23 protein-coding genes and 3 pseudogenes are annotated in these 26,597 nt (G+C 71.5%); 19 read left to right on the forward strand and 7 right to left on the reverse strand.

The window, feature by feature from the left end:
- Positions 1 to 36: 36 nt before the first annotated feature.
- The 4 genes from pdhA to ACFP2V_RS29190 are packed head-to-tail and all read left to right on the forward strand — an operon-like array spanning position 37 to position 3,627.
- Positions 37 to 981, forward strand: coding sequence for a pyruvate dehydrogenase (acetyl-transferring) E1 component subunit alpha (gene pdhA, locus ACFP2V_RS29175; protein WP_381218286.1), 945 nt, complete (start codon positions 37 to 39; stop codon positions 979 to 981).
- Entirely contained in the window at positions 978 to 1,994 is a 1,017-nt protein-coding gene (locus ACFP2V_RS29180) for an alpha-ketoacid dehydrogenase subunit beta (protein ID WP_381218287.1), read from the forward strand. Before pdhA ends, ACFP2V_RS29180 begins: the two co-directional genes overlap by 4 nt.
- A 2-nt stretch (positions 1,995 to 1,996) precedes the next feature.
- Complete coding sequence (locus tag ACFP2V_RS29185) at positions 1,997 to 3,385, forward strand: 2-oxo acid dehydrogenase subunit E2 (RefSeq protein WP_381218288.1); 1,389 nt, start codon at positions 1,997 to 1,999, stop codon at positions 3,383 to 3,385.
- Positions 3,382 to 3,627 carry an acyl carrier protein gene (locus tag ACFP2V_RS29190; protein ID WP_381218289.1) on the forward strand — a complete coding sequence of 82 codons (246 nt, stop codon included), beginning with the start codon at positions 3,382 to 3,384 and terminating at the stop codon, positions 3,625 to 3,627. Before ACFP2V_RS29185 ends, ACFP2V_RS29190 begins: the two co-directional genes overlap by 4 nt.
- 28 nt (positions 3,628 to 3,655) lie before the next feature.
- Here ACFP2V_RS29190 and ACFP2V_RS29195 read toward each other — a convergent pair.
- From ACFP2V_RS29195 to ACFP2V_RS29205, 3 genes and pseudogenes are all read right to left on the reverse strand, one after another.
- Positions 3,656 to 3,876 (reverse strand): annotated as a pseudogene (locus ACFP2V_RS29195) (alcohol dehydrogenase catalytic domain-containing protein); the annotation flags it as partial.
- A gap of 89 nt (positions 3,877 to 3,965) precedes the next feature.
- The gene (locus tag ACFP2V_RS29200) at positions 3,966 to 5,447 is read right to left on the reverse strand and encodes a bifunctional aminoglycoside phosphotransferase/ATP-binding protein (protein WP_381218357.1); all 1,482 of its coding nucleotides are present in this window, start codon (positions 5,445 to 5,447) and stop codon (positions 3,966 to 3,968) included.
- Between the two features lie 112 nt (positions 5,448 to 5,559).
- Positions 5,560 to 6,436: pseudogene (locus ACFP2V_RS29205) on the reverse strand (universal stress protein).
- 185 nt (positions 6,437 to 6,621) lie between these two features.
- Here ACFP2V_RS29205 and ACFP2V_RS29210 point away from each other — a divergent pair.
- The 6 genes and pseudogenes from ACFP2V_RS29210 to ACFP2V_RS29235 all read left to right on the forward strand — a co-directional run bounded on the left by ACFP2V_RS29210 (position 6,622) and on the right by ACFP2V_RS29235 (position 11,330).
- On the forward strand, positions 6,622 to 7,443 hold the full coding sequence (locus tag ACFP2V_RS29210; RefSeq protein ID WP_381218290.1) for a universal stress protein: 822 nt from the start codon (positions 6,622 to 6,624) through the stop codon (positions 7,441 to 7,443).
- A gap of 348 nt (positions 7,444 to 7,791) precedes the next feature.
- A pseudogene (locus ACFP2V_RS29215) lies at positions 7,792 to 8,351 on the forward strand (nicotinate phosphoribosyltransferase); the annotation flags it as partial.
- 53 nt (positions 8,352 to 8,404) lie between these two features.
- Positions 8,405 to 8,689, forward strand: a complete 285-nt coding sequence (locus ACFP2V_RS29220; RefSeq protein WP_381218291.1) for a DUF1876 domain-containing protein — start codon at positions 8,405 to 8,407, stop codon at positions 8,687 to 8,689.
- Positions 8,690 to 8,817: 128 nt separating this feature from the next.
- Positions 8,818 to 9,279: an Hsp20/alpha crystallin family protein gene (locus tag ACFP2V_RS29225; RefSeq protein ID WP_381218292.1), complete on the forward strand. Its 462-nt coding sequence runs from the start codon at positions 8,818 to 8,820 to the stop codon at positions 9,277 to 9,279.
- 140 nt (positions 9,280 to 9,419) lie between these two features.
- Positions 9,420 to 10,283 carry a pyridoxamine 5'-phosphate oxidase family protein gene (locus tag ACFP2V_RS29230; RefSeq protein ID WP_381218293.1) on the forward strand — a complete coding sequence of 288 codons (864 nt, stop codon included), beginning with the start codon at positions 9,420 to 9,422 and terminating at the stop codon, positions 10,281 to 10,283.
- A 54-nt stretch (positions 10,284 to 10,337) separates the two neighbouring features.
- A complete protein-coding gene (locus ACFP2V_RS29235; protein WP_381218294.1) occupies positions 10,338 to 11,330 on the forward strand; it encodes an Acg family FMN-binding oxidoreductase in 993 nt (330 codons plus the stop codon).
- A gap of 49 nt (positions 11,331 to 11,379) precedes the next feature.
- Here ACFP2V_RS29235 and ACFP2V_RS38740 read toward each other — a convergent pair whose 3' ends face one another.
- Positions 11,380 to 11,853: an NAD-binding protein gene (locus ACFP2V_RS38740; RefSeq protein WP_461091031.1), complete on the reverse strand. Its 474-nt coding sequence runs from the start codon at positions 11,851 to 11,853 to the stop codon at positions 11,380 to 11,382.
- A gap of 178 nt (positions 11,854 to 12,031) precedes the next feature.
- Between ACFP2V_RS38740 and ACFP2V_RS29245 the strand changes: the two genes are divergently transcribed.
- From ACFP2V_RS29245 to ACFP2V_RS29270, 6 genes are all read left to right on the forward strand, one after another.
- Entirely contained in the window at positions 12,032 to 12,247 is a 216-nt protein-coding gene (locus ACFP2V_RS29245; protein ID WP_381218295.1) for a hypothetical protein, read from the forward strand.
- 160 nt (positions 12,248 to 12,407) lie between these two features.
- Entirely contained in the window at positions 12,408 to 12,497 is a 90-nt protein-coding gene (gene kdpF, locus ACFP2V_RS29250; RefSeq protein WP_381218296.1) for a K(+)-transporting ATPase subunit F, read from the forward strand.
- Positions 12,497 to 14,161 (forward strand): potassium-transporting ATPase subunit KdpA, encoded by a 1,665-nt coding sequence (gene kdpA, locus ACFP2V_RS29255; RefSeq protein WP_381218297.1) that lies wholly within the window; start codon positions 12,497 to 12,499, stop codon positions 14,159 to 14,161. Before kdpF ends, kdpA begins: the two co-directional genes overlap by 1 nt.
- Entirely contained in the window at positions 14,161 to 16,266 is a 2,106-nt protein-coding gene (gene kdpB / locus ACFP2V_RS29260; protein ID WP_381218298.1) for a potassium-transporting ATPase subunit KdpB, read from the forward strand. Before kdpA ends, kdpB begins: the two co-directional genes overlap by 1 nt.
- A gap of 24 nt (positions 16,267 to 16,290) precedes the next feature.
- Positions 16,291 to 16,935, forward strand: coding sequence for a potassium-transporting ATPase subunit KdpC (kdpC, locus tag ACFP2V_RS29265; protein ID WP_381218299.1), 645 nt, complete (start codon positions 16,291 to 16,293; stop codon positions 16,933 to 16,935).
- Between the two features lie 99 nt (positions 16,936 to 17,034).
- Complete coding sequence (locus tag ACFP2V_RS29270) at positions 17,035 to 19,596, forward strand: sensor histidine kinase (protein ID WP_381218300.1); 2,562 nt, start codon at positions 17,035 to 17,037, stop codon at positions 19,594 to 19,596.
- A gap of 312 nt (positions 19,597 to 19,908) precedes the next feature.
- Here ACFP2V_RS29270 and ACFP2V_RS38745 read toward each other — a convergent pair whose 3' ends face one another.
- A complete protein-coding gene (locus tag ACFP2V_RS38745; RefSeq protein ID WP_461091035.1) occupies positions 19,909 to 20,400 on the reverse strand; it encodes a DUF7144 family membrane protein in 492 nt (163 codons plus the stop codon).
- A gap of 267 nt (positions 20,401 to 20,667) precedes the next feature.
- Between ACFP2V_RS38745 and ACFP2V_RS29280 the strand changes: the two genes are divergently transcribed.
- The 3 genes from ACFP2V_RS29280 to ACFP2V_RS29290 all read left to right on the forward strand — a co-directional run bounded on the left by ACFP2V_RS29280 (position 20,668) and on the right by ACFP2V_RS29290 (position 23,207).
- Positions 20,668 to 21,978 (forward strand): cation:proton antiporter, encoded by a 1,311-nt coding sequence (locus ACFP2V_RS29280; protein ID WP_381218302.1) that lies wholly within the window; start codon positions 20,668 to 20,670, stop codon positions 21,976 to 21,978.
- Positions 21,979 to 22,434: 456 nt separating this feature from the next.
- Positions 22,435 to 22,803 carry a carboxymuconolactone decarboxylase family protein gene (locus ACFP2V_RS29285; RefSeq protein ID WP_381218303.1) on the forward strand — a complete coding sequence of 123 codons (369 nt, stop codon included), beginning with the start codon at positions 22,435 to 22,437 and terminating at the stop codon, positions 22,801 to 22,803.
- On the forward strand, positions 22,800 to 23,207 hold the full coding sequence (locus ACFP2V_RS29290; protein WP_381218304.1) for an SHOCT domain-containing protein: 408 nt from the start codon (positions 22,800 to 22,802) through the stop codon (positions 23,205 to 23,207). Before ACFP2V_RS29285 ends, ACFP2V_RS29290 begins: the two co-directional genes overlap by 4 nt.
- 75 nt (positions 23,208 to 23,282) lie before the next feature.
- On the opposite strand, the gene ACFP2V_RS29295 is transcribed toward ACFP2V_RS29290, so the two are convergent.
- Both ACFP2V_RS29295 and ACFP2V_RS29300 read right to left on the reverse strand, forming a co-directional pair.
- Complete coding sequence (locus ACFP2V_RS29295; protein ID WP_381218305.1) at positions 23,283 to 23,957, reverse strand: CBS domain-containing protein; 675 nt, start codon at positions 23,955 to 23,957, stop codon at positions 23,283 to 23,285.
- 318 nt (positions 23,958 to 24,275) lie between these two features.
- Complete coding sequence (locus ACFP2V_RS29300; protein ID WP_381218358.1) at positions 24,276 to 26,318, reverse strand: APC family permease; 2,043 nt, start codon at positions 26,316 to 26,318, stop codon at positions 24,276 to 24,278.
- Positions 26,319 to 26,597: the final 279 nt, after the last annotated feature.

Raw genomic sequence — 26,597 nt, forward strand, 5'->3', positions numbered from 1 at the left:
ACGGACGCCGGGCACCGGACGGACCTGCTGGAGGCGATGCTGCGCATCCGGCGCTTCGAGGAGAGGTGCGTCGAGTTGTACAGCGCCGCGAAGATCCGCGGCTTCGTCCACCTCTACATCGGCGAGGAGGCCGTCGCCGTCGGCGTCAACGAGGTGCTGACACCCGAGGACGCGGTCGTCTCCACCTATCGCGAACACGGTCACGCGCTGGCCCGCGGCCTCACGGCCGAGGCCGTCATGGCCGAGATGTACGGCAAGACGACCGGCTGCAGCGGCGGACGGGGCGGATCCATGCACCTGTTCGACGCGAGCCGCCGCTTCTACGGCGGCAGCGCGATCGTCGCCGGCGGGCTTCCCCTGGTCGCCGGTCTCGCCCTCGGCGGCCGCATGCGCGGCCTGCCCCGCGTCACCTGCTGCTTCTTCGGCGACGGGGCCTTCGCCGAGGGCGAGTTCCACGAGACGGCGAATCTCGCCGCCCTGTGGAATCTGCCCCTGCTGCTGGTCTGCGAGAACAACCTGTACGCCATGGGCACCGCGCTCGCCCGGGAGCACGCGCAGACCGACCTGGCGATGCGCGCCGCCTCCTACGGCATGCCCGCCTGGGCCGTGGACGGCATGGACGTCGAAGCCGTCGAACAGGCCGCCCGGCGGGCCGTCGAGGGCATCAGGGCAGGCACCGGACCGCACTTCCTGGAGCTGCGCACCTACCGGTTCCGCGCCCACTCCATGTACGACCCGGACCGCTACCGCAAGAAGGCGGAGATCGAGCCGTGGAAGTCCCGGGACCCGATCGACCGGCTGATGCACCTCGCGCGTGACAACGGCGAGCTCGACGACGCGGAACTCACCCGGATCGAGCACCGGATCACCGACGGGATCGACCGCGCCGTGGAAGCGGCCGAGCAGGCCCCCGAGGAGCCGGTGGAGGACCTGCTCCGCCATGTCACCAGTACCTCGGCCGAGGGGGTGGACCGACCGTGAGCGTCTCCGGGACGGAGGGGGCGAAGACGACCTACCGGGAGGCGATGCGCGAGGCCCTGCGGGAGGCCCTGCGTTCCGACGACCGGGTCTTCCTCATGGGCGAGGACGTGGGCCGCTACGGTGGCTGCTTCGGCGTCAGCCTCGGGCTGCTGGAGGAGTTCGGCCCCGACCGTGTCCGCGACACCCCGCTCTCGGAGTCCGCCTTCGTGGGCGCCGGCATCGGCGCAGCCCTGGCCGGGATGCGGCCCGTCGTCGAGATCATGACCGTCAACTTCAGCCTGCTCGCCCTCGACCAGATCCTGAACAACGCCGCCACCCTGCTGCACATGCCGGGCGGTCAGCTGCCCGTGCCGCTGGTCATCCGTACGACGACGGGCGCGGGGCGGCAGCTCGCGGCGCAGCACTCGCACAGCCTGGAAGGCTTCTACGCGCACATTCCCGGCATCCGCGTCCTCGCCCCGGCCACACTCGAGGACGCACGCCACGTGCTCGCCCCGGCGCTCGCCGACCCCGACCCGGTGGTGGTCTTCGAGCACGGCAGCCTTTACAACGCCTCCGGCGAACTCGCCCCGCCAACCGCCCCCGTGGACCTGGACCACGCGGCGATCCGCAGGCCCGGCACCGACATCTCCCTGATCACGTACGGCGGTTCGCTGCCCAAGGCGCTCGCGGCGGCGGACGGGCTGGCCGCCGAGGGCATCGACGCGGAGGTGATCGACCTGCGCACGCTGCGGCCCCTCGACGGCGCGACGATCGCCGCGTCCGTGGCCCGTACCCACCGTGCGGTGATCGTCGACGAGGCATGGCGCACGGGGAGTCCCGCCGCCGAGGTGTCCGCCCGCATCGCCGAGGAGTCCGCCCGCATCGCCGAGGAGTCGTTCTACGACCTGGACGCCCCCGTCGAGCGGGTGTGCAGCGCCGAGGTGCCCATTCCGTACGCCCGGCAGTTGGAAGAGGCCGCCCTGCCACAGACCGCCGACATCGTCGCGGCCGCACACCGGGCGGTGGACTGATCATGGGCGAGTTCACCATGCCGTCACTCGGCACCGACATGGACGAGGGCACGCTGGTGGAATGGCTGGTGGGACCCGGCGACCTCATCCGCAGAGGCGATCCGGTCGCGGTCATCGAAACCGCGAAGTCCACGATCGAGGCGGAGTGCTTCGAGAACGGGGCGATGGGACAACTGCTCGTCGAGCCGGGCACGACGGTGCCGGTGGGCACGCCGCTCGCGCTGATCGAGCCGGCGGCAGAAGAGCGCGGCGAACCCGGGAGGGTCCAAAAGGCCCAGGAGGAACCACAGGTCCCGCCCGCCCCCGAGCGCCCGAGGCCTGCCCCGACCACCGAGCCCGCCCCTGCCCGCATGCCGGTGCCGTCCGGGGTCCGGGGCCGCGGACACGTCGAGGCAGGTCCGCTGATCCGGCACCTCGCGGAGCAGAGTGGCGTCGATCTCGCGGCTCTCCACGGATCCGGGCCGGCAGGGCGTGTCACCCGGGCCGACATCGAGCGGGCAGCGGCAGCCGCGACCACTGCTCGGCCCTCGCGCATACGGGCCACCCCCCTCGCCCGCCGACGCGCCGCCGAGCTGGGTGTCGACCTGTCCGCGGTGACCGGTACCGGGAGGGATTCCGCCGTCCGCGCCGGGGACGTGGACAAGGCGGCCTCCAAACATGCTGCCGCGCCCCCACCGCCGCGCCGGGCCACCGCTGCTGTTCGCGCTTCCCGTCCTTCCGAGGATCAGGCGTCGGGCATGCGCCAGGCGATCGCACGCCTGATGACCCGCTCCAACCGCGACATCCCGCACTACTACCTGTCCACCACCGTCGACATGGCGGCCGCAATGGACTGGCTGCACGACCACAACCGGCGCAGTCCGATGTCCGAACGGCTGCTTCCGGCGGCCCTGCTGCTCAAGGCGGCCGCCCTCACGGCACGCGAGGTGCCCGAGCTCAACGGCTTCTGGACCGACGACCACTTCACCGCCGGTCAGGACGTCCAACTCAGCGTGGCGGTGTCCCTTCGCGGCGGGGGGCTCGTCGCCCCCGTCCTGCACCGAGCCGACACCCTCGAACTGCCCGAGCTGATGACCGCCTTGAAAGACCTGGTGTCACGCGCCCGCACGGGCAGGCTGCGCGGTTCCGAAGTGTCCGATGCCACGATCACGGTCACCAACCTCGGCGACCAGGGCGTGGAAACCGTGCTCGGCGTGATCTATCCGCCGCAGGTGGCCCTGGTCGGCTTCGGGCGGGTGGTCGACCGGCCGTGCGCCGTCGACGGCCTGCTGGGCGTACGTCCCGTCGTCACGGCCACCCTCTCGGCGGACCACCGGGCGACGGACGGCGCCGTCGGGGCCCACTATCTGACAACGCTCGACCGTCTCCTGCAGAACCCGGAGAAACTGTGAACCGAACCGACGCGCTGAACGTGGTCAAGGAGTCGATCATCCAGGCCGTTCCTGACGCCGACCTGGCCACGCTGGGTCCCGACGACGCGTTTCGGGACGCGCTCGAGATGGATTCGCTGGACTTCCTGGCCTACATCGAGATCCTGGGCGAACAGGCCGGCATGCGTATCGACGACGAGGACACACCGCAGCTCACCACGCTGTCCGGCAGCGCCGACTTCCTCGTCGCCCACGGGAAGTGAGAGGTGTCGTCGACCGGCGCGAATCGGAGTGCACCCCGCCGCCGACTTCCACCACTTCGCCGACGGCCTCGTGGCCGAGGACCGCCCCCGGCTTCACCTCGGCGGGGTCCCCCGCCGAATGTGCGGGTCGCTTCCGCGGACGGTGGTCGCGTCGACGCGTACGACCGCGTCGGTGTCGGCCTCGATCGCGGGATCCGGCACCGTGTCCCAGGAGGTCTGTGCAGGACCGTGGTGGACGAGCCCTCGCACGGGGGGCTCCCTCCTTCGCCGTCTCATCTCCACCGCCGCCCTGGAAAGGCTCCCTGGCAACACGGAATGCCCGCACCGCCCCGGGGCCGTCAGTCCGACCGCGTGCAGGGGCGGCGGAAGACGGGGGCCTGGCCGGTGCCCCACGGGCGCAGGGCTGCCAGCGCATGGACGGCCGCGGCCTCCAGGGAGCCGCTGGTGTCGACCGTGACGGCCTCGGGCCACGGTGGCTCCTCGGCCGCCATGGCGGTGGCGACGGCGAGGTCGGCATCGGATGCCGATGCTCCTGGGGCGCGAGAGGTGAGGCGCGCCGCCGACACGTCGCCGGGGACCTGGCAGTGCAGGGCCACCAGGTCGGCACTGGTGCGTTCGGCCGTGCGCAGGGCCGCTTCGCGTTGTCCCGCGTCGGACCAGGTGGCGTCGAGGACGACGGATTCTCCCGAGGACAGCAGGGCGGACGCACGGTCGAGCAGGGCGGCGTAGGTCCTGGCGGTCCACTCCGGTGTGTACAGGCCTTCGCCGTAGCCGGCCGCCGCGGGCTGCTCCGCCGGGATGCCGGCCAGCTCCTTGCGGAGGCGGTCGCTGCTGAGCAGGGTCACCCCCAGGCGGTCGGCCAGGGCCCCGGCGAGCGTGGATTTCCCGCTGCCCGGGAGCCCGCCCACCAGTGTCAGACCGACGGCGGAGGTGCGAAGGTGTCGCAGCGTCGCCGTGACAAGCCGCCGGGACGCCGCCTCGGCACCGGGCGCGCCTTGACGTGACTGGATCAGAGAGACCTTGGCGCGGACGAACGCACGGTAGGCCACGTAGTGGTGCCACAGAGAAGGGGGCGCGGGGTCGCCGGAGTACTCGCTGTACCGGGCGAGGAGGCAGGCGGCGGATTCCGGGGCGCCGAGCTGTTCCAGGTCCATGGCGAGGAAGGCGGCGTCGTCGAGGCCGTCGACGAAGCGGAGGCGGTCGTCGAACTCCAGGCAGTCCAGGATGCGGGGGCCGTCGTCGAGGCAGAAGACGTCCTCGGCCAGCAGGTCGCCGTGACCGTCGACGATCCGTCCTTCCCGGACGCGCGTGTCGAACAGGCGCTCGCGTCCGACGAGATAGCGGCGCACCAGCCGCTCGACCTCGTCAAGGCCGTCGGGCAGGGGGATGTCGTCGGCCAGGGCACGGACCTGCGCGAAACTCGCTTCCCACCTCGATGCCAGAGCGTCGCGGGTTCCCTGGACGTCCACTTCCGGGCTGCGGCGCGCGTCCGCGTGGCGGGCGGCGAGCTGCCGGGCCACGGCCCGCAGGACGTCGTCGACGGCGACTCCCTCTCGTACCAGACGGGACAGGCGGCGGTCCGCCGGCATGCGGCGCATCACGACGAGTGGTTCGGCCGCGTCCGTATGCGGCAGCCGGATCTCTCCCAGGCCCAGGTAGACGTCCGCGGCGAAGCGGCGGTTGAGGGCGAGCTCCTGTTCGCAGGCGGCCCGGCGGGCCGCCACCGTGGTGTAGTCCAGGAACCTCAGATCGACCGGTTTCTTGATCTTGTAGGCGTGATCGCCGAAGAGGAGCACGATCGCGGTGTGCGTCTCGTGCAGCTCCGCGCGCGGAAACGTCGCACCGTCGGGACCGGGGCCCGGACGGAGTACGGACGCGTCGGTCCGGTGTACGGCGGTCATCGTTTCCCTCGGGTCATCCGGCTCGGTCGGCTCAGTCATGGGGGACGACGGCGACGGGGCAGCGTGCGTGATGGATGGCGGCCTGGGCGACGGGGCCCAGGGGAGGTGCCGGAATGCGGCGGTGCCGGCGCCGGCCGACGACCAGCAGCCCGGCGCTCCCGGCGGACCGCAGGACCGCCCTGGCGGGGCTTTCCAGCCCGATGGTGTCGGCCACCTCCACTCGCGGGTACTTCTCGAGCCAGGGGTGAAGGACCTGGTCCAGCTGCTTCCTCACGTCCTGCGTGATCCCTTCGGCGACGTCGTGGTCCACCCCCCGGGGAACGTGGGCGTGGACGGGCAGGTTCCGGCCGTGGACGACCCGCAGCGGCGCATTCCGCGCCGAGGCCGCGGCGAACGCGAACCCGAGCAGGTCGTCGCAGGGGCCGTGCAGCTTCAGCGCGACCACGACATCGCCTGTCCCCCCGGGTGCGGCCGGTGGTGCTTCCGCGCGGGATTCGGCACGGACCAGGACGACCGGCCGCTCGGCCCGTGCCACGACGGACATGCTGATGTCGCCGAGGAAGTAGCTCTCGACGAGTTCCAGCCCCCGCGACCCGAGCACGGCCATCTCGGACTCCGACGCCGCGTGCAGCAGTGCGTCCCGGGCGTCGTCGGCGACCAGGTTTCCGACGACGGCGAGACCGGGGTGGCGCCTCTGGAGTTCCCCCCCGTGCGTTGTGCACCAGCCGGTTCGCCCAGTAGTTCTGGTCGATTTCGGAGGGCACCTCGGTGGGTTCCGGCGCGAGCATGGGCCACGCGTGCAGCAGACGCAGGGTGAGCTTGCGGCGCTCGGCCTCGTCCGCGGCCCAACGGGCGGCGGAAAGACTCTCGGGTGAGCCGTCGAGGCCGACGGTGATCACTGGCTCCATGGCGCCTGCCTCCGTCTCGTAAGAAACTGGGATGGTGATGACCGGATTCGCCCCTCCGGACGCGCGGCACGCCATGCGGTGCCCGCCACTCATTCGAGAGTTACCGCAAACTCTTCTGCGGCGCACGCGGACCCGGTGCGGGCCGGGGCTCGAAGGGGGAGTCCGGCAAGGGAGAAGGTGAGGCTGTGTTGATTCCCCTGGTGGCCGGGGTCGACGGGTCCGAGGCGAGCCTGGAGGCGGTGGACTGGGCCGTCGATGAGGCGGCCCGGCACGGGGTGCCGCTCCGCCTGACGCACGCGGCGGCGCCCGGCCAGGACGCGTCCGGCCTGATCACCGCCGCCTCGGAACGGGCCCGAGGGGGCGCCCGCGGCGTGCGGCTGTCGAGCGAGGTGCTGCGCGACGATGCCGCCTCCGCCCTGGTCGGCGAGGGACACAAGGCCTTCGCGCTGGTGCTCGGGTCCAGGGGACTCGGAGAGCTCACCGGGCTGCTCCTGGGGTCGGTCAGCCTCGCCGTGGCGGCGCGGGCGGACTGCCCGGTCATCGTCGTGCGCGGCTCCCAGGAGCACCGGGCCGCCCGGTTCGGGAGGGTCGTCGTGGGGGTCGAGGACGGAGAGGGAAGCGACGCGGCCGTGGAGTTCGCCCTCCGCGAGGCTCGCGTACGGCGTTGCGAACTGGTGGCGGTCCACGCCTGGAGTGCGCCGATCGGCGCACTCTCGGAACCTCTGCCCGGGTCGTGGTACGCCCTCGAGACGCACCGTCGCCCGCCGGCACAAGTGCTCGACGACGCTCTGCGCGGCCCTGCCAAGCAGTACCCGGACACCACCGTGATGCGCCGGGTGGTCGAGGGGCCGGCGCGGCGGGCGCTGTTGGAGGCCGCGGCGGAGGCGGATCTGCTCGTCGTCGGCGCCGGTGGACGGCAAGGCCGCCCCGGCCTGCAACTCGGCCTGATCAACCACGCGTTGCTGCATCACGCACCGTGTCCGGTCGTGGTCGTACCGCAGAATTGACCGTGCGCCGACGGGAACCGTGCCGGGGGTCGGTCCCCAAGGTACGAAGGACCGCCCACCAGGGACCTTCGGCCCAGTGACCGAGGCCTGCCGCCGTTCGACGGTGGGAAGTGAAGCGACCAGCGATCTGCTGGAGGCCCGACGATGAGTACCCGAAGTTCACCGTATGCGTCCGGTCCGCCGCCACCGCGCGAGAATGAGGGGCCCCAGGGGCGAAACCCCCTGATCCGCACGTCGGACCGGGTCGAGTTCTGGTTGCGTCGCGTGCTGGTGATCGTCCGCGTCGTCGGACTGCCCGTGGCAGGACTCGTCGCAGGCAGGACAGCGTACGCGTCGTCGCTGCCTACGGTGCGGGCCCGGGCCGTCCTCGACGAGGCGGGCCCGCCGGACGTACGGATCACCGTCAGCGGCGGTCTCGACGGGTACGCCGTGGACGACCTGGTCCGCTCCGGAGCGCCGATCGGCGTCTACGCGGTCGGCACCCGCGTCGGGGTTTCGGCCGACGCACCGTATCCGGACTCGGCCTACGAAATGGTGGAGTACGAGGGGCGGCCGGTCATGAAGCTGTCGTCGGCGAAGGTGACGGCGCCCGGGCGGCAGCAGGTGTTCCGTCGTCCCGGCTGTGCCGACGTGACCGGTCTCGCCGACGAGCGGCCACCCCGCGACGGCACGCCTCTGCTGGAGACGGCGATGCGGCACGGACAGCGCACCGGCGAGAGGTCCGCGCTCGACGAGTGCCGGGAGAGGTTCGCCGCCGACCTGGCCGCACTGCCGCCGGCCGCCCGGCGGATCCGGGCCCCCTACCGCCCCGGCCGACGCCCTCCAAGAGGCTGAGCGCCCTCGCCGACCGTGTCCGGCGCCGTGTCGCGGAGCAGACGGGCGCACCCGCCGCACGGCACGGAATGCCCGGACGAACCACCTCCGGGCCGTACCGGTCCGTCCCGAGCCGAGGAGGAGAACGATGTCGCACACCGTGGAATGGAAGGTTCGCCTCCATCTCTTCGAGGACGGGGGAACGACGAAGGCCCGCGCGGTGATCGACACCGGGACCACGGTGCTCACCGGCCACGGGACCGCACGCCGAAATCCGGTGGACACCGAAGTGCCGGAGATCGGTGACGAGCTGGCGGCGGGCAGGGCCATGCAGGATCTGGGCCGGCAACTGGTGGACATCGCCGAGCGCGACGTCGAAGGCACGGGTGCGACCGGGCCGGGCCCCCGTCCGGCCGCCGGGTGGTCGATGTGACCGCGCTCCGCGCTTCGGCCGGGGTCGCCTTGTGGGTCCGACGCCCGCCCGGGTACCCGGCCTCGTGGGCAGCGGATCCGCCACTGCGGCCGGATGCCCTGTGGACCGGAGACCAAGGAGGATGACCGATGACGCTTCCAGCACACCGCGGCAGGGACTCGCTCTCCGGGTGGGGCCCCTTCCGGGAACTCGAGGAGCTGCGCACCCGGATGGATCAGCTCGCGCACGCCACCTTCCCCTTCCCCGGCGGCGGTTTCCCCGAGGCCGAGGCGTGGGCGCCGCCGGCCGCCGTGGAGGACACCGAGGACGCCTACCTGATGGAGCTGGAACTCCCCGGCGTGGACAAGGACCAGATCAGCGTGGAGATCGGAGACGGCGAGCTCGATGTCCACGGCGAGATCAAGGAGAAGGAACGCACGGGTGTGCTCCGTCGGCAGACCCGGCACATCGGGGAGTTCGACTACCGCACGAGTCTGCCTCCGAACGCCGACCCCGAACACATCACCGCGGAGTTGGCCAACGGAGTCCTCACGGTGCGCGTCCCGAAGGCCCGGAAGGCCAAGCCGCACCGCATCGCCATCACGGGCTGAGGGTGGCGGGGCCGGCCGTCGCGGTCCGTGCGGCCACGACAGGCCGGTGCCCGCCTCCTCCGCCTCCTGGCGGTCTTTCGTGAAGGGCGTGCCAGGGGGCCGGTCGCGTTCATCGGCACCTTGAGGGAAGGGCGGCGATCATGCGAGCTCACCTCGGCGATCGACTTGTCATCGAGAGTCCGGCGACCGGCGCCGCCAGGCGCGACGGCGAGATCATCGGGCTCCACCACGAGGACGGCACACCTCCGTACGACGTGCGCTGGTCGGACACGCACGAGGTGACGCTCGTGTTCCCCGGCCCCGACGCCCGTGTCAAGCATCTCGGACACGAGCCCGAGACCGATGCCCGGGCCGGCGCGCCCGGACCGGGCGACATCGGCCGACGGGTGGCCACCGAACGCCGACGACGTGGCCTGTCCCGGGAAGAGACGGCCCGCCGCGCCAGGATGGCGCCGGACTACCTCGCCCACCTCGAAGAACGCCCTGGCGACCCCGGCCCGGCGACTCTCATCGGGCTGGCCGCGGCGCTGGGCACCAGCGTCCGAGCGCTGCGCGGGAGTGGCATCGACCTGCCGCCCGGCCAGGGCATGGCGCTCCTGCACCCCGGGCTTCAAAACCTCGGACCGGAGGAATGCCGCGCTCTGCTGTCCACGCACGGGGTCGGGCGGGTCGCGGTGACGACGTCCGAGGGGCCGGTGGTGATCCCGGTCAACTACGAGGTCGTCGACGACGCAATCGCCTTCCGGACCGCGCCCGACTCCGTGACCGCGGCGGCCGTGGGATCGAATGCCGCGTTCGAGGTCGATCATGTGGACGAGGCCATGAGCCGGGGCTGGAGCGTGCTCGCCGTCGGCCCCGCACGGGTTGTCACGGAGCCCGACGAGGTGCGACACCTGGCCGAACGCGCCCACACCACACCGTGGGCCGGGGACGGGCGCGAGATGTGGGTGTCGATCCGGCCCACGCGCCTGACGGGACGCCGCATCACTCCGGCCGATCGGTGAGCGGCCACGGCTCGTGCTCACCGTGCTCCGCCGCCCCCACGAAAGGAGCCCCCTGTGAACCAGCAGGCACTGCCGGACGATCGCGTGACGGCCCTCGTGTACGACGCAGCCGCCGCCCCGTCCATGCACAACGCACAGCCGTGGCGCTTCCGCTACTTCCGGGGCAGCCGCGCCTTCCATGTGCGCGCGGATCTCGACCGCGTCCTGCCGCACGCCGACCCGGACCATCGCGCCCTGCACCTCGGCGGCGGCGCCGCCCTGCTGAATCTGCGGGTCGCGCTGGTCCACGAGGGATGGCACCCGGCAGCCCGGCTGCTGCCCGACCCGACCGACCCGGTGCTGCTCGCCTCCGTACAGCCGACCGGTCTCGGGAGCGGTGAGAGCGATCTCGCGGCGCTGTATCCGGCGATCCACCAGCGGCACAGCAGCCGTTTCCCGTTCGAGGAGACGGAGATCCCGCAGGAGGTGCGCACGGCCCTGGCCGACGCCGCCCGCGGTGAGGGGGCGATGCTGACCTTCCCGTCCTCCTGGCACCTTCAACAGGTGCTGGAACTGCTGGAGGAGGCCGAGGCACGCAATCTCACGGACCGGGGCAGCGGCCAGGACTTGGCGGAGTGGACCCGTATCGATGCTCCGTCGGTGAACACCGCCTCCGATGGAGTGCCCGGCTACGCCTTCGGGCCGCGCAAACGCGGCGGCAGGGCGCCCATGCGCGACTTCGCCGGCAACAGGCCGGTGCCCGGCCGCGGCACCGCCGAGTTCGAACGGAACCCCCAGCTGGCCGTCCTCAGCACCGCCCACGACCGCCCGGAGGACTGGCTGCGCGCCGGCCAGGCCATGGAACGGGTCCTGCTGCTGGCCACCGTCGAGGGACTGTCCAGCTCCTTCGCCACCCAGGCCCTCGAGTGGAGCGACCTGCGCTGGCCGCTGCGCGACCCCGTGTCCGGGACAGGGCACATACAGATCGTGCTGCGCCTGGGATACGGCCCCAAGGGCCCCAGCACCCCGCGGCGCCCGGTGCCGGACATCCTCGAAATCCAACCCTGACCGGCAGCCGGGCACAGCTGGAACCGGAACGCCGTTCCCGGTCTCCGGTCTACTGAAAGGCCGCGTGGATCTCCTGCTCGGTGGCGGCGTGGGAGACGACGAGGAGTTCGTCGCCGGGCTGCAGCCGCGTCCCCGGAGCGGGGACCGTGGGCCGGCCAGCGGACGCCGGCGATGGTGGGGATGCCGAGTTCGCGGCAGATGTCGGCGCTGCGGGGGCGTAGACGTGGGCGAGGACGAGGACGATCGGCACCCGGTAGGTCTCCTTGGCCGTCCGCGCGCTGACGATGTTGCTGTTGTCGCCCGAGGTGACGGCGACGAACGCGTCCGCGTGCTCGACCCCGGCGGCCTCGAGGACCGTGCGGCTGTATACGTTGCCCACGTGGAACCGGCCCGGGAAGCCGGCGGGCAGCAGCCTGCGCGTCCTGGCCACGCGGTCCACGATCCGTACGTCATGGCCTTCGGCGGCGAGTTGGGCGGCGAGCAGGGACCCGGCCCGTCCGCAGCCGGCGATGATCACTCTCATCGCGTCCCTCCTTTCGGGTCTGCGGGCGTGCGGCGGCGCACCCACGCCTTCCTGATTTCCTCGGCGACCAGCAGCAGCACGCCGAGCCCGGCGAGGACGGCCCAGTCACCCGCGGCCAGTGGAGCGGTGTTGAACAGGGCCTGCAGCGGGCAGGTAGCTGATGCCTGCCATGAGAGTGATGCCGAAACATCCGGCGGCCAGCAGCCAGGGGTGCTCCGGTCGGCGGCTGGACTGCTTCCGGCTACGCCTCGACCGGGCGCCGCCGGCGGCCCCGGGTGTCTGCGGCGATCTGGGCCACCCCTGGCTCGAGGCGGCGGGCACCGGGCGGCCGGTCACCCGTTCGCGCCGCCGGAAGGCCCTCAGCGAGGGCCAGATGGGCGACGGGGTGCGATGAGGCAGCCCCGCACGGGTACTTCTTCATGGCTCATTGCTCTCCGCGCTTTTCAGCAGCCCGTGCCTGAGGTGAATCCCCAGATGACCGACCTCGCCTTCATCGGCCTCACGATCGCCGCCTTCGCTGTGCTCCTGCTCGTCGCCGGCGGAGTCGAGCGGCTGTGAGCGCCGAGAACATCGTCGGCCTGGTGGTCGCCGCGGCGCTGATCGTCTATCTGGTGATCGCCTTGATCAGGCCGGACAGGTTCTGATGAGCACGACGCTTGCGGGCTGGCTCCAGGTCCTGCTCCTCCTCGCGTTCCTCGCCGCCTCGTACCGCCCGCTCGGCGACTTCATGGCGCACGTCCTCACCGCCCCCCGCCATCTGCGGGCCGAGCGGGCCGTCTACCGCCTCGGTGGAGTCGACGGGGACGCCGACCAGAGCTGGCCCGCGTATCTGCGCAGCCTGCTGGCCTTCGCCGCCGTGAGCGTCCTGTTCCTGTACGGCTTCATGCGGCTCCAGAACCACCTGCCGCTGTCGACCGGGATGGCGTCGGTGGATCCGGACGGTTCGTTCAACACCGCGGTGTCCTTCGTCACCAACACCGATTGGCAGTGGTATTACGGCGAATCGACCATGGGCCATCTGGTGCAGATGGCGGGGCTGACCGTGCAGAACTTCGTCTCCGCCGCCATGGGGATCGCCGTCGCCGCCGCGCTCATCCGCGGGTTCACCCGCAGACAGACCGACCGGGTCGGCAGCTTCTGGGTGGATCTCACCAGGGTTGTCCTGCGGGTGCTGCTCCCGCTCTCCTTCGTCTTCGCCCTCGTCCTGGTCGCAGGCGGCGTCATCCAGAACTTCCACGGCGTCCAGGAGATCACCACGCTCTCCGGGGACGCGCAGGCGTTGACGGGTGGCCCGGTGGCCTCGCAGGAGGCCGTCAAGGAGCTGGGTACCAACGGCGGCGGCTTCTACAACGCCAACTCCGCCCATCCGTTCGAGAATCCCAACGCGTTCACCAACCTCATCGAGATCTACCTGCTGCTGGTGATCCCGGTCAGCCTGCCGCGCACCTTCGGCAGGATGGTCGGCGACCATCGCCAGGGCTATGCCCTCCTCGCCGTGATGGGGCTCATCTGGGCCGCCTCGGTCGCCGTGGTGACCGCCAACGAGCTGCACAGCGTCAGCAGCCCGGCCGGCGACGCCGCCGGCGGGATGATGGAGGGCAAGGAGCAGCGCCTGGGTATCTGGGCGTCCGCGCTGTTCGCCGTCTCCACCACGCTGACCTCCTGCGGGGCCGTCAACTCCTCCCACGACTCCTACACCCCGGGCGGCGGCGGCCTGCTGATCTTCAACATGCTGCTCGGCGAGATCGCGCCCGGAGGTGTGGGCTCCGGGCTGTACGGGATCGTGATCCTGGCCGTCGTCGCGGTCTTCGTGGCCGGGCTCATGGTCGGCCGCACGCCGGAGTATCTGGGCAAGAAGCTCGGCAGGCGGGAGATGACGTTCGCCTCGCTGTACATCCTCACCACTCCCGCGCTCGTGCTGATCGGTACGGCGTCGGCCATGGCGAGCAGGGGCGCCCGCGCCAAGATGCTGAACACCGGCGAGCACGGCTACGCGGAGGTGCTCTACGCCTTCGGCTCCACCGCCAACAACAACGGCTCCGCCTTCGCCGGCCTTACCGTCGACGGAACCTGGTACAACACCGCCCTCGGCCTGGCCATGCTGCTGGGCAGGTTCCTGCCCATGGTGTTCGTCCTGGCACTGGCGGGCTCGCTCGCGCGGCAGAAGCCGGTACCGGTGACGGCGGGCACTTTGCCCACCCACCGTCCGCAGTTCGTCGTCCTGCTGGCCGGGGTGGTGCTGATCGTCGTCGGGCTCACCTATTTCCCGGCGCTCTCCCTGGGCCCGATCGCGGAGGGGCTGATGTGATGGCCTCCACCGCCCCCCACGCGACGCACCGGACCCAGGCGGGGCTGCTCGACCCCGCGTTGCTGTGGCGGTCGCTGCCCGTGGCCTGCCGCAAGCTCGATCCGCGGACGCTGTACCGGAACCCGGTCATGTTCGTGGTGGAGACCGGAGCGCTCCTCACCACCGGCTTGGCGATCGCGGACCCGTCCGTCTTCTCCTGGCTGATCGCGGGCTGGCTGTGGCTGACGGTCGTCTTCGCCAACCTGGCGGAGGCGGTGGCCGAGGGGCGCGGCAAGGCTCAGGCGGAGACGCTGCGCAGGACCAGGACCGCCACCACCGCCCGCAAGCTCACCGACTGGCGGCCGGGCGAGCCATCCCCCCGAGAACAGCCCGTCCCCGCGGCCGAGCTGACGGTCGGTCACCATGTGGTCGTCGAGGCCGGCCAGATCATCCCCGGCGACGGCGACATCGTCGAGGGCATCGCGAGCGTCGACGAGTCCGCGATCACGGGGGAGTCGGCGCCCGTCATCCGCGAGTCCGGCGGCGACCGGTCCGCGGTCACCGGCGGCACCAAGGTGCTCTCCGACCGCATCGTCGTCCGCATCACCTCCAGGCCCGGGGAGACCTTCATCGATCGCATGATCGCCCTGGTGGAGGGGGCTGCCCGGCAGAAGACCCCCAACGAGATCGCGCTGAACATCCTCCTCGCCTCGCTGACGATCGTCTTCCTGCTGGCCGTCGCCACCCTCCAGCCGCTGGCGATCTACGGACACGCCGAGCAGCCCGTCGTGGTGCTGGCGGCTCTGGTGGTCGCGCTGATCCCGACCACCATCGGCGCACTGCTGTCGGCGATCGGTATCGCGGGTATGGACCGGCTCATCCAGCGCAACGTCCTGGCCGTGAGCGGCCGGGCCGTCGAGGCCGCGGGCGACGTGAACACCCTGCTGCTGGACAAGACCGGCACCGTCACCCTCGGCAACCGGCAGGCCGCCGAGCTGATCCCGGTCGGTGGTACGGAGCCCGTCGCGCTCGCCGATGCCGCGCAGCTCTCCTCGCTGGCCGACGAGACACCGGAGGGCCGCTCCATCGTCGTCCTCGCCAAGGAACGCCACCAGCTGCGCGCACGGGCCGAGGGGGAGCTGGCGCACGCCGCGTTCGTGCCGTTCACCGCCCAGACCCGGATGTCCGGCGTCGACCTGGCCGGCGACGGCGACGGCACCCGACGGCTGCGCAAGGGCGCCGCGACCGCCGTGATGAAGTGGGTACGGGACAACGGCGGCCACCCGACGGCCGAGGTCGGCCCGATCGTGGACGCGGTCGCCGCGGGCGGCGGCACCCCGCTGGTCGTCGGTGAGACCGTCACCGAGCGCGGGCGCATCACGGCCCGGGTCCTCGGGGTCGTCCACCTCAAGGACGTGGTCAAGGAGGGCATGCGGGAGCGGTTCGAGGAGCTGCGCCGCATGGGCATCAAGACGGTCATGATCACCGGTGACAATCCGCAGACCGCGCAGGCCATCGCCCGGGAGGCCGGGGTGGACGACTTCCTCGCGGAGGCGACTCCCGAGGACAAGATGGCGCTGATCAAGCGGGAGCAGGCGGGCGGCAAGCTGGTCGCGATGACCGGTGACGGCACCAACGACGCCCCGGCCCTCGCCCAGGCGGACGTCGGCGTGGCGATGAACACCGGCACCTCGGCCGCCAAGGAGGCCGGGAACATGGTGGACCTGGACTCCAATCCCACCAAGCTGATCGAGATCGTGGAGATCGGCAAGCAGCTGCTCATCACCCGCGGCGCGCTCACCACCTTCTCCATCGCCAACGACGTCGCCAAGTACTTCGCGATCCTCCCGGCGATGTTCGCGGCGGAATTCGAGGGCCTGGGCAAGCTCAACGTCATGGGCCTGCACAGCCCGGAATCCGCCATCACCTCCGCCATCGTCTTCAACGCGCTGATCATCATCGCGCTGATCCCGCTCGCGCTGCGCGGCGTGCGCTACCGCCCCTCATCGGCGGCAACGCTGCTCAGCCGCAACATCTCCCTGTACGGCTTCGGCGGTCTGGTCCTGCCGTTCATCGGGATCAAGCTGATCGACCTCATCGTCCAGCTCATCCCCGGGCTGCACTGACAACCGAGGGAAGGCGACCTCCCGATGACCGATTTCCTGCCGATCCGGACCCGCGTCCTCCTCTCGGCGCTGCGCATGCTGCTGGTCTTCACCGCCATCACCGGGCTGATCTATCCCCTCGCCGTGACCGGAGTCGCCCAGGCGCTCTTCGGGGACCAGGCCGACGGCTCCCGGATCAAGCAGAACGGGAAGGCCGTCGGCTCCAGCCTCATCGGCCAGGAGTTCAACCTGCCGCAGCCAAACCCCGACGGCCCAAACGAACAGCCGCGCCCCGACCCCCGCTGGTTCCAACCGCGCCCCTCGTCGGGCGGCTACAACCCGCTGGCCTCCGGGGCGTCCAACCTCGGCCCCCACGACAGGCGGCTCATCGACACGATCCACCAGCGCCGCAGGGACATCGCCCGCTTCAACCACGTGGACCCGGCATCGGTGCCGCCCGATGCGGTGACCGCCAGCGGCTCGGGACTGGACCCGCACATCTCGACGGCGTACGCGCGCCTCCAGACCGCCCGCGTGGCCAGGGCCCGGGGCATGGACCCGGCCGCCGTCCGCAGGCTGGTGGACGACCACGTCCAAGGCCGCGTCCTGGGCTTCCTCGGCCAGGAACGCGTCAATGTCGTCGAGCTCAACCACGCACTCGCCACACTGCCCCAAGGCGGCACGTCCTGACCGCGGCACGCCACCTGAGCAGCGCTGAGCATGCCGCGCCGCCGGGGGCGGACACTGGGGTCAGGGACGGGCCTCGCACCAGCGGAGGGAGGACCGGCTATGGAGCGCGGGCAGCTGCGCGTCTACCTCGGCGCCGCCCCCGGTGTCGGCAAGACGTACGCCATGCTCGCCGAGGGACAGCGGCGGGCCGAGCGCGGCACCGACGTGGTCGTCGGCTACGTGGAGACCTACGGGCGCCCCAGGACCGAGGCGCTGCTCGAAGGACTGGAGATCGTCCCGCGCAAGACGATGCACTACCGGGGCGCGACATTCACCGAGCTCGACACCGACGCGGTGATCGCCCGCCACCCGCAGGTGGCACTGATCGACGAACTGGCCCACACCAACGTGCCCGGCTCGGCCGAAGACAAGCGCTGGCAGGACGTGGAGCGGGTGCTGGAGGCAGGCATCACCGTGGTCTCCACGGTCAACGTCCAGCACCTGGAGTCCGTCAACGACGTGGTCCGGCAGATCACCGGGGTTCCCCAGCGCGAAACCATCCCCGACGAGGTCGTGCGCTGGGCCGAACAGGTCGAACTGGTCGACATCACCCCCGAGGCCCTGCGTCGCCGCATGGCCCACGGCAACATCTACCCGCCGGAGAAGGTCGACGCCGCGCTCACCCACTACTTCCGAGCCGGCAACCTGACCGCGCTGCGTGAGCTCGCGCTGCTGTGGCTGGCCGACAAGGTCGACGACCAACTGGAGCGCTACCGCGCCGACCACGGCATCGCCGGAACCTGGGAGGCGCGCGAACGCGTCGTCGTCGCCCTCACCGGCGGCCCCGAGGGCGACACCCTCGTCCGCCGGGCCTCCCGGATCGCCGAGCGCACACGCGGCGCCGACCTGCTCGCCGTCCACGTGACCAGCAGCGACGGGCCGGCCGACGCCGACGCACCGGCGAACCTGGCCCGCCAGCGGGCTCTCGTGGAGAGCCTCGGCGGTACATACCACCAGGTGATGGGCGACGACATCCCCACGGCGCTGCTGGACTTCGCCCGCGGTGTCAACGCCACCCAGCTGGTCCTCGGCGCCTCACGTCGCGGGCTTGTCGGACAACTGTTCTCGCGCGGCGTCGGAGTGACCACGGTCGCGCGATCCGGAACGATCGACGTCCACCTGGTCACGCATGAGGAGATCGGACGGGGACGGCGCGCCGCGACCCGCGAAGGGCTGACGCGGCGCCGCCGCCTGGCCGGCTTCCTCCTCGCCGCCACGATCCTGCCCCTGCTCACGCCGACTCTCGCCGCTCTGCGCGGTCGTCTGTCGATGCCCAGCGACCTCCTCGCCTTCCTCATCGCTGTCATCGGCGTGGCGCTGGTGGGCGGTCTGTATCCGGCGCTCGCCGCGGCCATGGCGGGCTTCCTGCTGCTCAACTACTACTTCACACCGCCCGTCCACACCTTCGCCGTGGCCGACGCCGACCACCTCGGCGCCCTGGTGGCGTTCGTCCTGGCGGCCGTGGCGGTCAGCACGGTGGTCGACATCGCCGCCCGCCGCACCCACGACGCCGCCCGCGCCACCGCCGACGCCGAGGCTCTGTCCACGCTGGCCGGCAGCGTGCTGCGCGGCGAGCGCGCCCTCGACACACTGTTGGAACGACTCCGCCAGACGTACGGCCTGACATCGGTCACCCTGCTCGAACACAGACCCGGCACCTCCCTGACCCCCGACCGCCAACGCGACCCCGGCAGATGGCAGATCGCCGCCGGCGTGGGCGACGAGCCGTGTGCCACCCCCGACGAAGGCGATGCCGACATCCCGGTCGGCGACGGACTGTCGCTGGTCCTGCGCGGCCATCCCCTCCCCGCGGCGGCCCGGCGGGTACTGGAGGCGTACGCGGCCCAGGCCGCCGTCGCCCTGCGCCAGCAGCGTCTGGAGGAACAGGCCGAAAAGGCGCGCCCGATCGCCGAGGCCGACCGCGCCCGTACCGCCGTGCTGCACGCCATCAGCCACGACCTGCGCACACCGCTGGCCGCCGCCAAGGACGCCGTCAACCGCCTGGCCGAGCCCGACGGTGCGCGGACCGGGGCCGATCGCGCGCGGCTCACCGCCACCGCCACCGGCTCCCTGGCACGCCTCGACCACCTGCTCGGCAACCTCCTCGACGTGAGCCGGCTCCAGGCGGGCACGCTCGGCACCGCCCCCCAGCCGCTGGCCGTCGAGGACATCGTGCCGCGGGCGCTGGAGAGCCTCGGCCCCTCGGACCACCATGTCGACATCCGGATCCCCGACGGCATCCCCGAACTCCTCGCCGATCCCGCGTTCGTGGAACGCATCCTGGTCAACCTGGTCACCAATGCCCGCCACCACAGTCCGACCGGGGAGCGGGTGCTGCTGACCGCCGGCTCGCACGCCGACCGCGTCGAGATCCGGGTGATCGACCATGGCTTGGGGGGCTACCCGCCCCACCACGAACGGACCCTGCGCCCCTTCCAGCGCCTGGACGCCGAGGAGAGCCACGCGGGAGCCGAGCTCGGCCTCACCCTCGCCCGCGGGCTGGCCGAGGAGATGGGCGGGACCCTCGTCCCCGGGGAGACGCCCGGCGGCGGCGTCACCATGGTTCTCAGCCTGCCGACAGCCGCTCCGTCCGCCTCTCATGAGCGGGAATCCCCCGCATGAAACGCTCGAAGGGCAGGAGTCCCGGCCCGCCGACCTGATGGTCCCCGGCGGCCGCCACCGGCCGGCGGCCCGGAAGGTGGCGGCCGACGACGGGTCGTTCACCGTCCGCCGCACCGTGAGCCCACCCTTGCCGGACGCGCGGGTGGCGTCCCGCCGGGTGGTGGAGCCGATCAACGGACCGGAACGCGCAGGTCATGGTGGGTGCTTCGAACGGCTGGGGCCCTCACGGCGCCTCATCGAGCCACTTCGCGCGCCGCTTCCGACGGAGGGGTCATCGCTAGCCGGATACCGGAGGGCGAAGCACAGGGCCGCTTACCCCACCTGGCGGGACGCGACTGACGCGCGGCAGGCCACACCGGCAGGACGGGGCAGGGAACGTGGTCGACGATGTTGCCGAGCAGGTGTTCCGGCTCGACGAAGTGGTCGCAGGAGTGCAGGTCCCCGTTGTGCTCCTGCGAGCAGCGCGACGAGCACGTCCTCACGCCCTCGCCGTGGGCGGCGCGCCGGGCCCCGCGCCCTTACTCCCGCACGACGCACAGGGCCCGGATGACGAGGGCGTACAGCGCGATCAGGGTGAGTGACCCCGGGGGGTGGTACGGGATCGACCAGGAAGTCGGCGATGAGCAGCAGTCCCGCGATGCCGGCCCCGACGACCCGGGCCCACCGGGCGCGCGAGAAGAGGCCGACGCTCACACCCGTGGCGATCACGCCGAGGATCAGCTGGATCCAGCCCCAGCGGGTCAGGTCGGACTTGAAGAGGTGGCTGGGGGCGGAGATGTAGACGTCGTTCCGGGCGATCGCCATGATGCCCCGAGCAGATCCAGGAGACCGGCGATGAACAGCAGGATACCGGCGAACGTCACCAGCCCGCCCGCGGTCTCCTCGCCTGCCTGCGAGCGGCGGTGGGTGGTCGTTGTCATGTTTGCTTCCTCACTTCCTCCTGAGCCGCAGCGGCCGGTGCTGCGCCTCCGAGCATGTGAGGCGGTCCGCCCGGGGTGATCACCCGTGACGGGTGAGGTTCGCGAGGCGGATCGCTGGTGCTCTGGGAACCCAGGGACGAAAGGGCCGCGCATGAACAGCGATGCCTGGACGGGTGTGGCGCTGGCGGGCGTCACCGCCGCGTACGCACTGTGCTCACGGCGGCTTGCGTCGACACCGGTGTCGTCGGCGATGGTGTTCGTCGGCTGCGGGGTACTCCTGGGGCCCGCCGTGTGGGATGTCATCGATCTGAAGCACGACGTGGGGCAGATCCTCACCCTGCTCGAAGCCGCCCTCGCCCTGGTCCTGTTCACCGACGCCATGATCGTGCGTCCACGGGACCTGCGGTCCGGCGGCTTCCTGCCCGGCCGGTTGCTCGGCATCGGACTGCCGTTGAGCATCGCGGCCGGCTGGCTGCTGGCCTGGCCCCTGCTGCCCGGACTGACCGTCTGGGAGCTCGCACTGGTCGGCGCCGTCCTCGCGCCGACGGACGCGGCCCTCGGCAAAACGGCCATGACCAGTCCACGGGTCCCGGCGCTCGTACGCCAGGGGCTCAACGTGGAGAGCGGCCTGAACGACGGCATGGTGCTGCCGTTCTTCCTTCTCTTCCTGGCCGGTATTCCGGGGACGTCCGCCGCCCAGGAGGGGGTGGCGGGCGTGTTCTGGCGGGCACTCGTACTGAGCACGGTGCTGGGCCTCCTGGTCGGCGCCGGATGCGGCCGGCTGCTGCGGTCGGCGCAGGCACGGGGGTGGATCTCGCGGGAGTGGGAGCAGCTCTTCGTCCCGGCCGTCGCCATGGCGTCGTACGCGCTGGGCGTCGCCACGAACGGGAGCGGCTTCATCGCCGCCTGGGTCGCCGGCTTCTCCTTCGGATCCGCCCTGCGCCGGTACGGGGCCACCGGGCCGGCGGAGGGCCGGGGGGAGGGCCCCGATCGCGCCGCCGACTTCACCGAACACCTCGGCGGGCTCCTGGCCTCGGTCAGCCTGCTCGTCTTCGGCGCGGTGCTGCTCGGTCCGACGCTTGAGCGGCTGAGCTGGCCGGTCGTCGGCTACGCGGTGCTCAGTCTGACCGTCGTACGGATGCTGCCGGTGGCCGTCGCGCTCGTCGGCAGCGGACTACGGCTGCCCACGGTGGCGTACATCGGGTGGTTCGGGCCACGGGGTCTGGCGTCCATCGTGCTGGGTCTGCTCGTCCTGGAGGAGCACGTCCACGGGATCGGGCTGCTGGGCAGGGTGGTCGCGGTCACCGTCGGCCTGAGCGTCCTCCTGCACGGCGTGTCGGCGGTCGTCCTCGCCGACCGGTACGGCCGCTGGCATGAGGAAACCACGGCCACGGGCCGGGAACTGCACGAGGGGGTCCCCGTCCCCGAGGCCGGCCGACGGCGGCGCGTCACCGTTCGCTGACGTCGAACGCCCCGGGCCCGGGTGACGTGGCAGGGCTCTGTCACCCGTGGCGGGTGAGGCGGGGCGAGCCGCCCGTGCCCATGGTGGAAGGGCGACCGGGGCAGAGCCCGAGTCAGCGAGGAGACTGCCATGACCAAGCCCTTCCGGGGAGAGAATCGCCCCCGACCTGCGTGACGCGTGTCTTGAACGGGGTTCGCCGGCCCCGGGGGAACGGGCAGAAGCGGCCCCACCCCGCGAACGGTCGGACGACCGGTCACCCGGGCCCCCGACGGCCTCTTCCCGCCGGCCGCGCTGGTGCGCGGACCACCCACCGGCCCGCCGCTCGCACACCCGGCCGCTCGCACACCCGGCGGAGCCACGGGGCGCAGCCGGACCGGGCTGGTACGGGGGCTGGTTGACGACCGACTGAACGGCAGGACACCCACGGACGGTGGACCGGCGGAAAGGAGCCCGGGGATGGCCGGGGAAACGATCGGGGCGGAGGGAGCCGGCACGACGCCCGGCGAGGCGGAAGCCCCCGTGTTCGACACTCTTGTCCAGATGACGCTCGACGCGTTCGAACGATCCGGTCTGGACCCGGAGACGTATCTGCTGACCCGCGTCGCGGCGCTGGTGGCCATGGGCGCCTCTCCCGCGTCGTACCTGCTCAACGTCGGCGCCGCCGATGACATCGGCGTGCCACCGGAGAGAATCCGGGGCACCCTCGTGGCCATCGCCCCCATCGTCGGCAGCGCCCGTGTGGTGACCGCCGCCCGCGGTATCGGTGAGGCCTTCGGGCTGCCCCTGCTGCCCGGCGGAAGCGAGGAAGAAGGAGCGGTGACATGAATCTGTCCTACGACTACCCGGTCCTCGGAGCATTCTGGACGGCCATGTGGATCTTCCTGTGGGTCCTGTGGATCATCCTGCTCTTCCGGATCATCGGAGACATCTTCCGGGACGACACGCTCGGCGGGGCGGCCAAGACGGGATGGCTCGTCTTCGTGGTCGTGCTGCCCTTCCTCGGCGTGTTCGTCTACGTCCTGGCCCGCGGCAAGGGCATGGGGGGCCGCGAGGTGCGACACGCCCGGGCCCGGCAGCAGGCGTTCGACGACTACATCCGTGAGACGGCGGGCAGCGGCGCGGGGCGCGGGAACGAGGCGGAGCAACTCGCCAAACTCTCCGAGATACGGTCCAGGGGCGACATCACCGACGCCGAGTTCCAGCGGGCCAAGGAGAAGATCCTCCACTGAACCGGCGGGAACGGGCGGGGCTCCGCCCCCGGACCGGTCGGCACGCCGACACGTGGTCCACGGGCGGGGCGCCGGCTATGCGCCGGTGGGGAAGCGTCGAGGGTCGTCCGTGCGGTACGCGATGTGCTCGGAGACCGAGACCACGCCGTCGACACTCCGGCACAGCCGCTCGATGACGGGGATCATCATCTTGACCTCGACGGACCCGTCGAGGGTCACCTTCCCCTCGTGCACCTCGACTGTGACCCGCTCCGCGGCAGGACCCAGCGTCCGCTGCAGAACGTCTCCGGTGATCTCGTCGTGGATGGCGTCGTCGCGGCGCAGGAAGATCCGGAGCAGGTCGCTCCGGCTGACGATGCCCTGAAGCCGGTCGGTCTCGTCCACCACGGGCAGTCGCTTGACGTTCTGCGCCGCCATGAGGCGGGCCGCCTCGACCATGGTCCATTCGGGACGCGCGCACACGGCAGGGGCCGACATGAGTTCCTCGGCACGGGTGCCCTCGGCCTTGGCCCGGTCCCACGCCTCGAGGTGCGGGATCGGCGTCCGTCCGAACGGGTCGGGCTGGGCGGAGGACTTGCGCAGCAGATCGGCCTCGGACACCACGCCCATGGGCCGGTCCAGTTCGTCCACCACCGGTACGGCGGTGATGTCGTTGTCCTCCAGCAGTCTGACGATTTCCTTGAACGGCATGTCACGCGGTGCCCGGACCACGTTCCGGGTCATGAGTTCTGCGACCGTGCGGTGGTGCATGTCGCTTCTCCGTTCCGGTCTCCGTTCCGGTCGGCGGTCCGACTGCTCGGATACGGCACCCTGCCGGGTTGCCTCGGTTACAGCCCCATTGTGGGGAAACGGGGACGACCGTGCGAGCCGGGCTCGGCCGTCGCGGCCCTTCTCACTCACCGCCCCCTCTGCCGCCCTCCCGGGTACGAGCTGCCCAGCGGCGCCTCACCGCGTCCTCGTGCTCGGCCTGCTCCAGGGCGGGTTCGACGCGGGCCGGCGCTGAATCGAGGCGGGGTATCCAGTGCCGTCGCAGGGCGGAGCAGGGGGACGGTCGCTTCGCTCGTGTGGTCAGTGCGGGCCGGGGGCGTCCGGTGGGGCCGGTGGGGGGTGGGCAGTGGTGTGTCGGATCGTGTTGGGGGGCTCGCCGCGGCGGACGGAACCGGGGGCGCGGGCGATCGGTCGCTTGACGTGGGCGGCGGAGGACAGCTGCCAGGGGACACTGGTCACGGTGACGCCGGGGGTGAAGAGCAGACGGCTCTTGAGCCAGAGGGCGGACTGGTTGTGGAGGAAGTTCTCCCACCAGTAGCCGACGACGTATTCGGGGATGAAGACGGCGACGACGTCGTGGGAGCCGGCGCGGCGGATGGAGCGTACGTACTCCACCGCCGGTCTGGTGATCTCGCGGTAGGGAGACCGGAGGACCTTCAACGGCACCTGGATGTCGAAGTCGTCCCACTGCTTGCGCAGGGCGGCCAGTGACTCCTGGTCGACCGCGACGGTGACCGCTTCCAGACTGTCGGGCCGGAAGGCGCGAGCGTAGGCAAGGGCTCGCAGCGTCGGCTTGTGGAGGGTGGAGACGAGCACGATCGCCAAGACCCGGGACGGCGGCGTGCTCTCCTGGCGCGGGTCGGTCACCGCGAGTTCCGCGGCGGTCCGGTCGTACTGACGGCGGATGCCGCGCATCATCAGCCACAGCAGGACCCCCGCGAGGACGGCCAGCCAGGCACCCTGGGTGAATTTGGTGGCCAGCACGATCACCAGGACCAGGCCGGTGACGGCGGCGCCGGTGGTGTTGATGACGCGGGCCAGTTGGTGGCGGCGGCGCGACGCGGGGTCGGTCTCGGTGCGCAGTGCGCGGTTCCAGTGCCGGATCATGCCGGTCTGGGAGAGGGTGAAGGAGGTGAAGACACCTAGGATGTAGAGGTGGATCAGACTGGTGACGTTCGCCTTGAACCCGTAGAGCAGGAGTCCGGCGACGACGGCCAGGGCGAGGATGCCGTTGGAGAAGACGAGCCGGTCGCCGCGGCTGTGCAGCTGGTGGGGAAGGTAGCGGTGCTGGGCGAGAATCGAGGAGAGCAGCGGGAAGCCGTTGAAGGCGGTGTTCGCGGCGAGGATCAGGATCAGGGCCGTGGCCGTCTGGATGTAGTAGAACCCGAAGCTGTTGTTCCCGCCGAAGACAGCGGCGGCGAGCTGCGCGATGACGGTGCGCTGGGTGTACGCGCCGCAGTCGGCCAGTCCGGTGAGCCGGCAGGAGTCGTCGGTGATGTGCACCTTGGCGACGATCGCGAGGGCGGTGACGCCGACGAACATGACGACGGCGATGATGCCCATGGCGGCCAGGGTGCTCGCGGCGTTCTTCGGCTTGGGCTTGCGGAAGGCCGGCACGCCGTTGGAGATCGCCTCCACGCCCGTCAGCGCCGTGCAGCCGCTGGAGAACGCGCGCAGCACCAGCATGACCAGAGCCAGCCCCGCCAGGTCCGTGTCGCCGGGGGTGGGGGTGATGCCGTAGCGGGCGCTCTCGGCGACGGGGGCGTCGCCCAGCACATAGCGGAGCAGCCCCGTGCCGACCATGATCAGCACTCCGCCGATGAACAGGTACGTGGGGGAGGCGAACAACCGGCCGGACTCGCGCACGCCCCGCAGGTTCATCGCCGTCAGCAGGGCCACGAAGCCCAGCGCCATCAGGACGCGGTAGTCGGCCAGCGACGGCAGCGCCGAGATGATGTTGTCCACTCCGGAGGCGACCGAGACCGCGACGGTCATCACGTAGTCGACCAGCAGCGAGGCCCCTACCACCAGACCCGCCGAGGGGCCGAGATTGGTCGAGACGACCGTGTATGAGCCGCCTCCGCTCGGATAGGCGTTGATGACCTGGCGGTAGGAGAGCACCACCACCGTCATCAGCGCGACGACCGCGGCCCCGATCCACGGCGTGAAGTGCAGATAGGCCAGCCCACCGAGGGTGAGGACCAGCAGGATCTCCTGCGTGGCATAGGCCACGGAGGACAACGGGTCGGACGCGAAGATCGGCAGAGCGAGCCGCTTGGGCAGCAGCGTCTCGCTCAACTCCTCACTGCGCATGGCCCGCCCGATGACCAGGCGCTTCAGCATTTCGGTCACCCTCGGCACAGCGCGATCGTAGACCGGCCGCGCCGGCACCGGCCCTGCCGACGCGCAGTCGGCGTAAGCGACGCGCATTCTCTCCGCGAGGGCCTCCCCCGATCATGGGTGCGGAGGGCGGCGGGGCCTGCTCCCGATGGCGGAATCGCTTCTGCTGTTCTGCGGGCCCTGGCTCACATCCGGTGGTGGCGGGAAGTCACGGCGGCGACGAATAGGTCATCGATCATGAATCCGCAGGTCCGCGCACCACAGCGGTCGTTCTCCGGGGCC

The sequence above is a fragment of the Streptomyces incanus genome (assembly GCF_042656345.1).
GTDB classification, from domain to species: domain Bacteria; phylum Actinomycetota; class Actinomycetes; order Streptomycetales; family Streptomycetaceae; genus Streptomyces; species Streptomyces incanus.

Excerpts from the sequence above, each read along its gene's own strand:
- ACFP2V_RS29270 (WP_381218300.1), top strand. The coding sequence starts at position 17,035 with ATGGAGCGCGGGCAGCTGCGCGTCTACCTCGGCGCCGCCCCCGGTGTC.
- ACFP2V_RS29220 (WP_381218291.1), top strand. The coding sequence starts at position 8,405 with ATGTCGCACACCGTGGAATGGAAGGTTCGCCTCCATCTCTTCGAGGAC.
- ACFP2V_RS29290 (WP_381218304.1), top strand. The coding sequence starts at position 22,800 with ATGAATCTGTCCTACGACTACCCGGTCCTCGGAGCATTCTGGACGGCC.
- ACFP2V_RS38745 (WP_461091035.1), bottom strand. The coding sequence starts at position 20,400 with ATGGCGATCGCCCGGAACGACGTCTACATCTCCGCCCCCAGCCACCTC.
- ACFP2V_RS29285 (WP_381218303.1), top strand. The coding sequence starts at position 22,435 with ATGGCCGGGGAAACGATCGGGGCGGAGGGAGCCGGCACGACGCCCGGC.
- ACFP2V_RS38740 (WP_461091031.1), bottom strand. The coding sequence starts at position 11,853 with ATGAGAGTGATCATCGCCGGCTGCGGACGGGCCGGGTCCCTGCTCGCC.
- ACFP2V_RS29225 (WP_381218292.1), top strand. The coding sequence starts at position 8,818 with ATGACGCTTCCAGCACACCGCGGCAGGGACTCGCTCTCCGGGTGGGGC.
- pdhA (WP_381218286.1), top strand. The coding sequence starts at position 37 with ATGCTGCGCATCCGGCGCTTCGAGGAGAGGTGCGTCGAGTTGTACAGC.
- ACFP2V_RS29295 (WP_381218305.1), bottom strand. The coding sequence starts at position 23,957 with ATGCACCACCGCACGGTCGCAGAACTCATGACCCGGAACGTGGTCCGG.
- ACFP2V_RS29300 (WP_381218358.1), bottom strand. The coding sequence starts at position 26,318 with ATGCTGAAGCGCCTGGTCATCGGGCGGGCCATGCGCAGTGAGGAGTTG.
- kdpB (WP_381218298.1), top strand. The coding sequence starts at position 14,161 with ATGGCCTCCACCGCCCCCCACGCGACGCACCGGACCCAGGCGGGGCTG.
- ACFP2V_RS29245 (WP_381218295.1), top strand. The coding sequence starts at position 12,032 with ATGCCGAAACATCCGGCGGCCAGCAGCCAGGGGTGCTCCGGTCGGCGG.
- ACFP2V_RS29185 (WP_381218288.1), top strand. The coding sequence starts at position 1,997 with ATGGGCGAGTTCACCATGCCGTCACTCGGCACCGACATGGACGAGGGC.
- kdpA (WP_381218297.1), top strand. The coding sequence starts at position 12,497 with ATGAGCACGACGCTTGCGGGCTGGCTCCAGGTCCTGCTCCTCCTCGCG.
- ACFP2V_RS29230 (WP_381218293.1), top strand. The coding sequence starts at position 9,420 with ATGCGAGCTCACCTCGGCGATCGACTTGTCATCGAGAGTCCGGCGACC.
- ACFP2V_RS29280 (WP_381218302.1), top strand. The coding sequence starts at position 20,668 with ATGAACAGCGATGCCTGGACGGGTGTGGCGCTGGCGGGCGTCACCGCC.
- kdpC (WP_381218299.1), top strand. The coding sequence starts at position 16,291 with ATGACCGATTTCCTGCCGATCCGGACCCGCGTCCTCCTCTCGGCGCTG.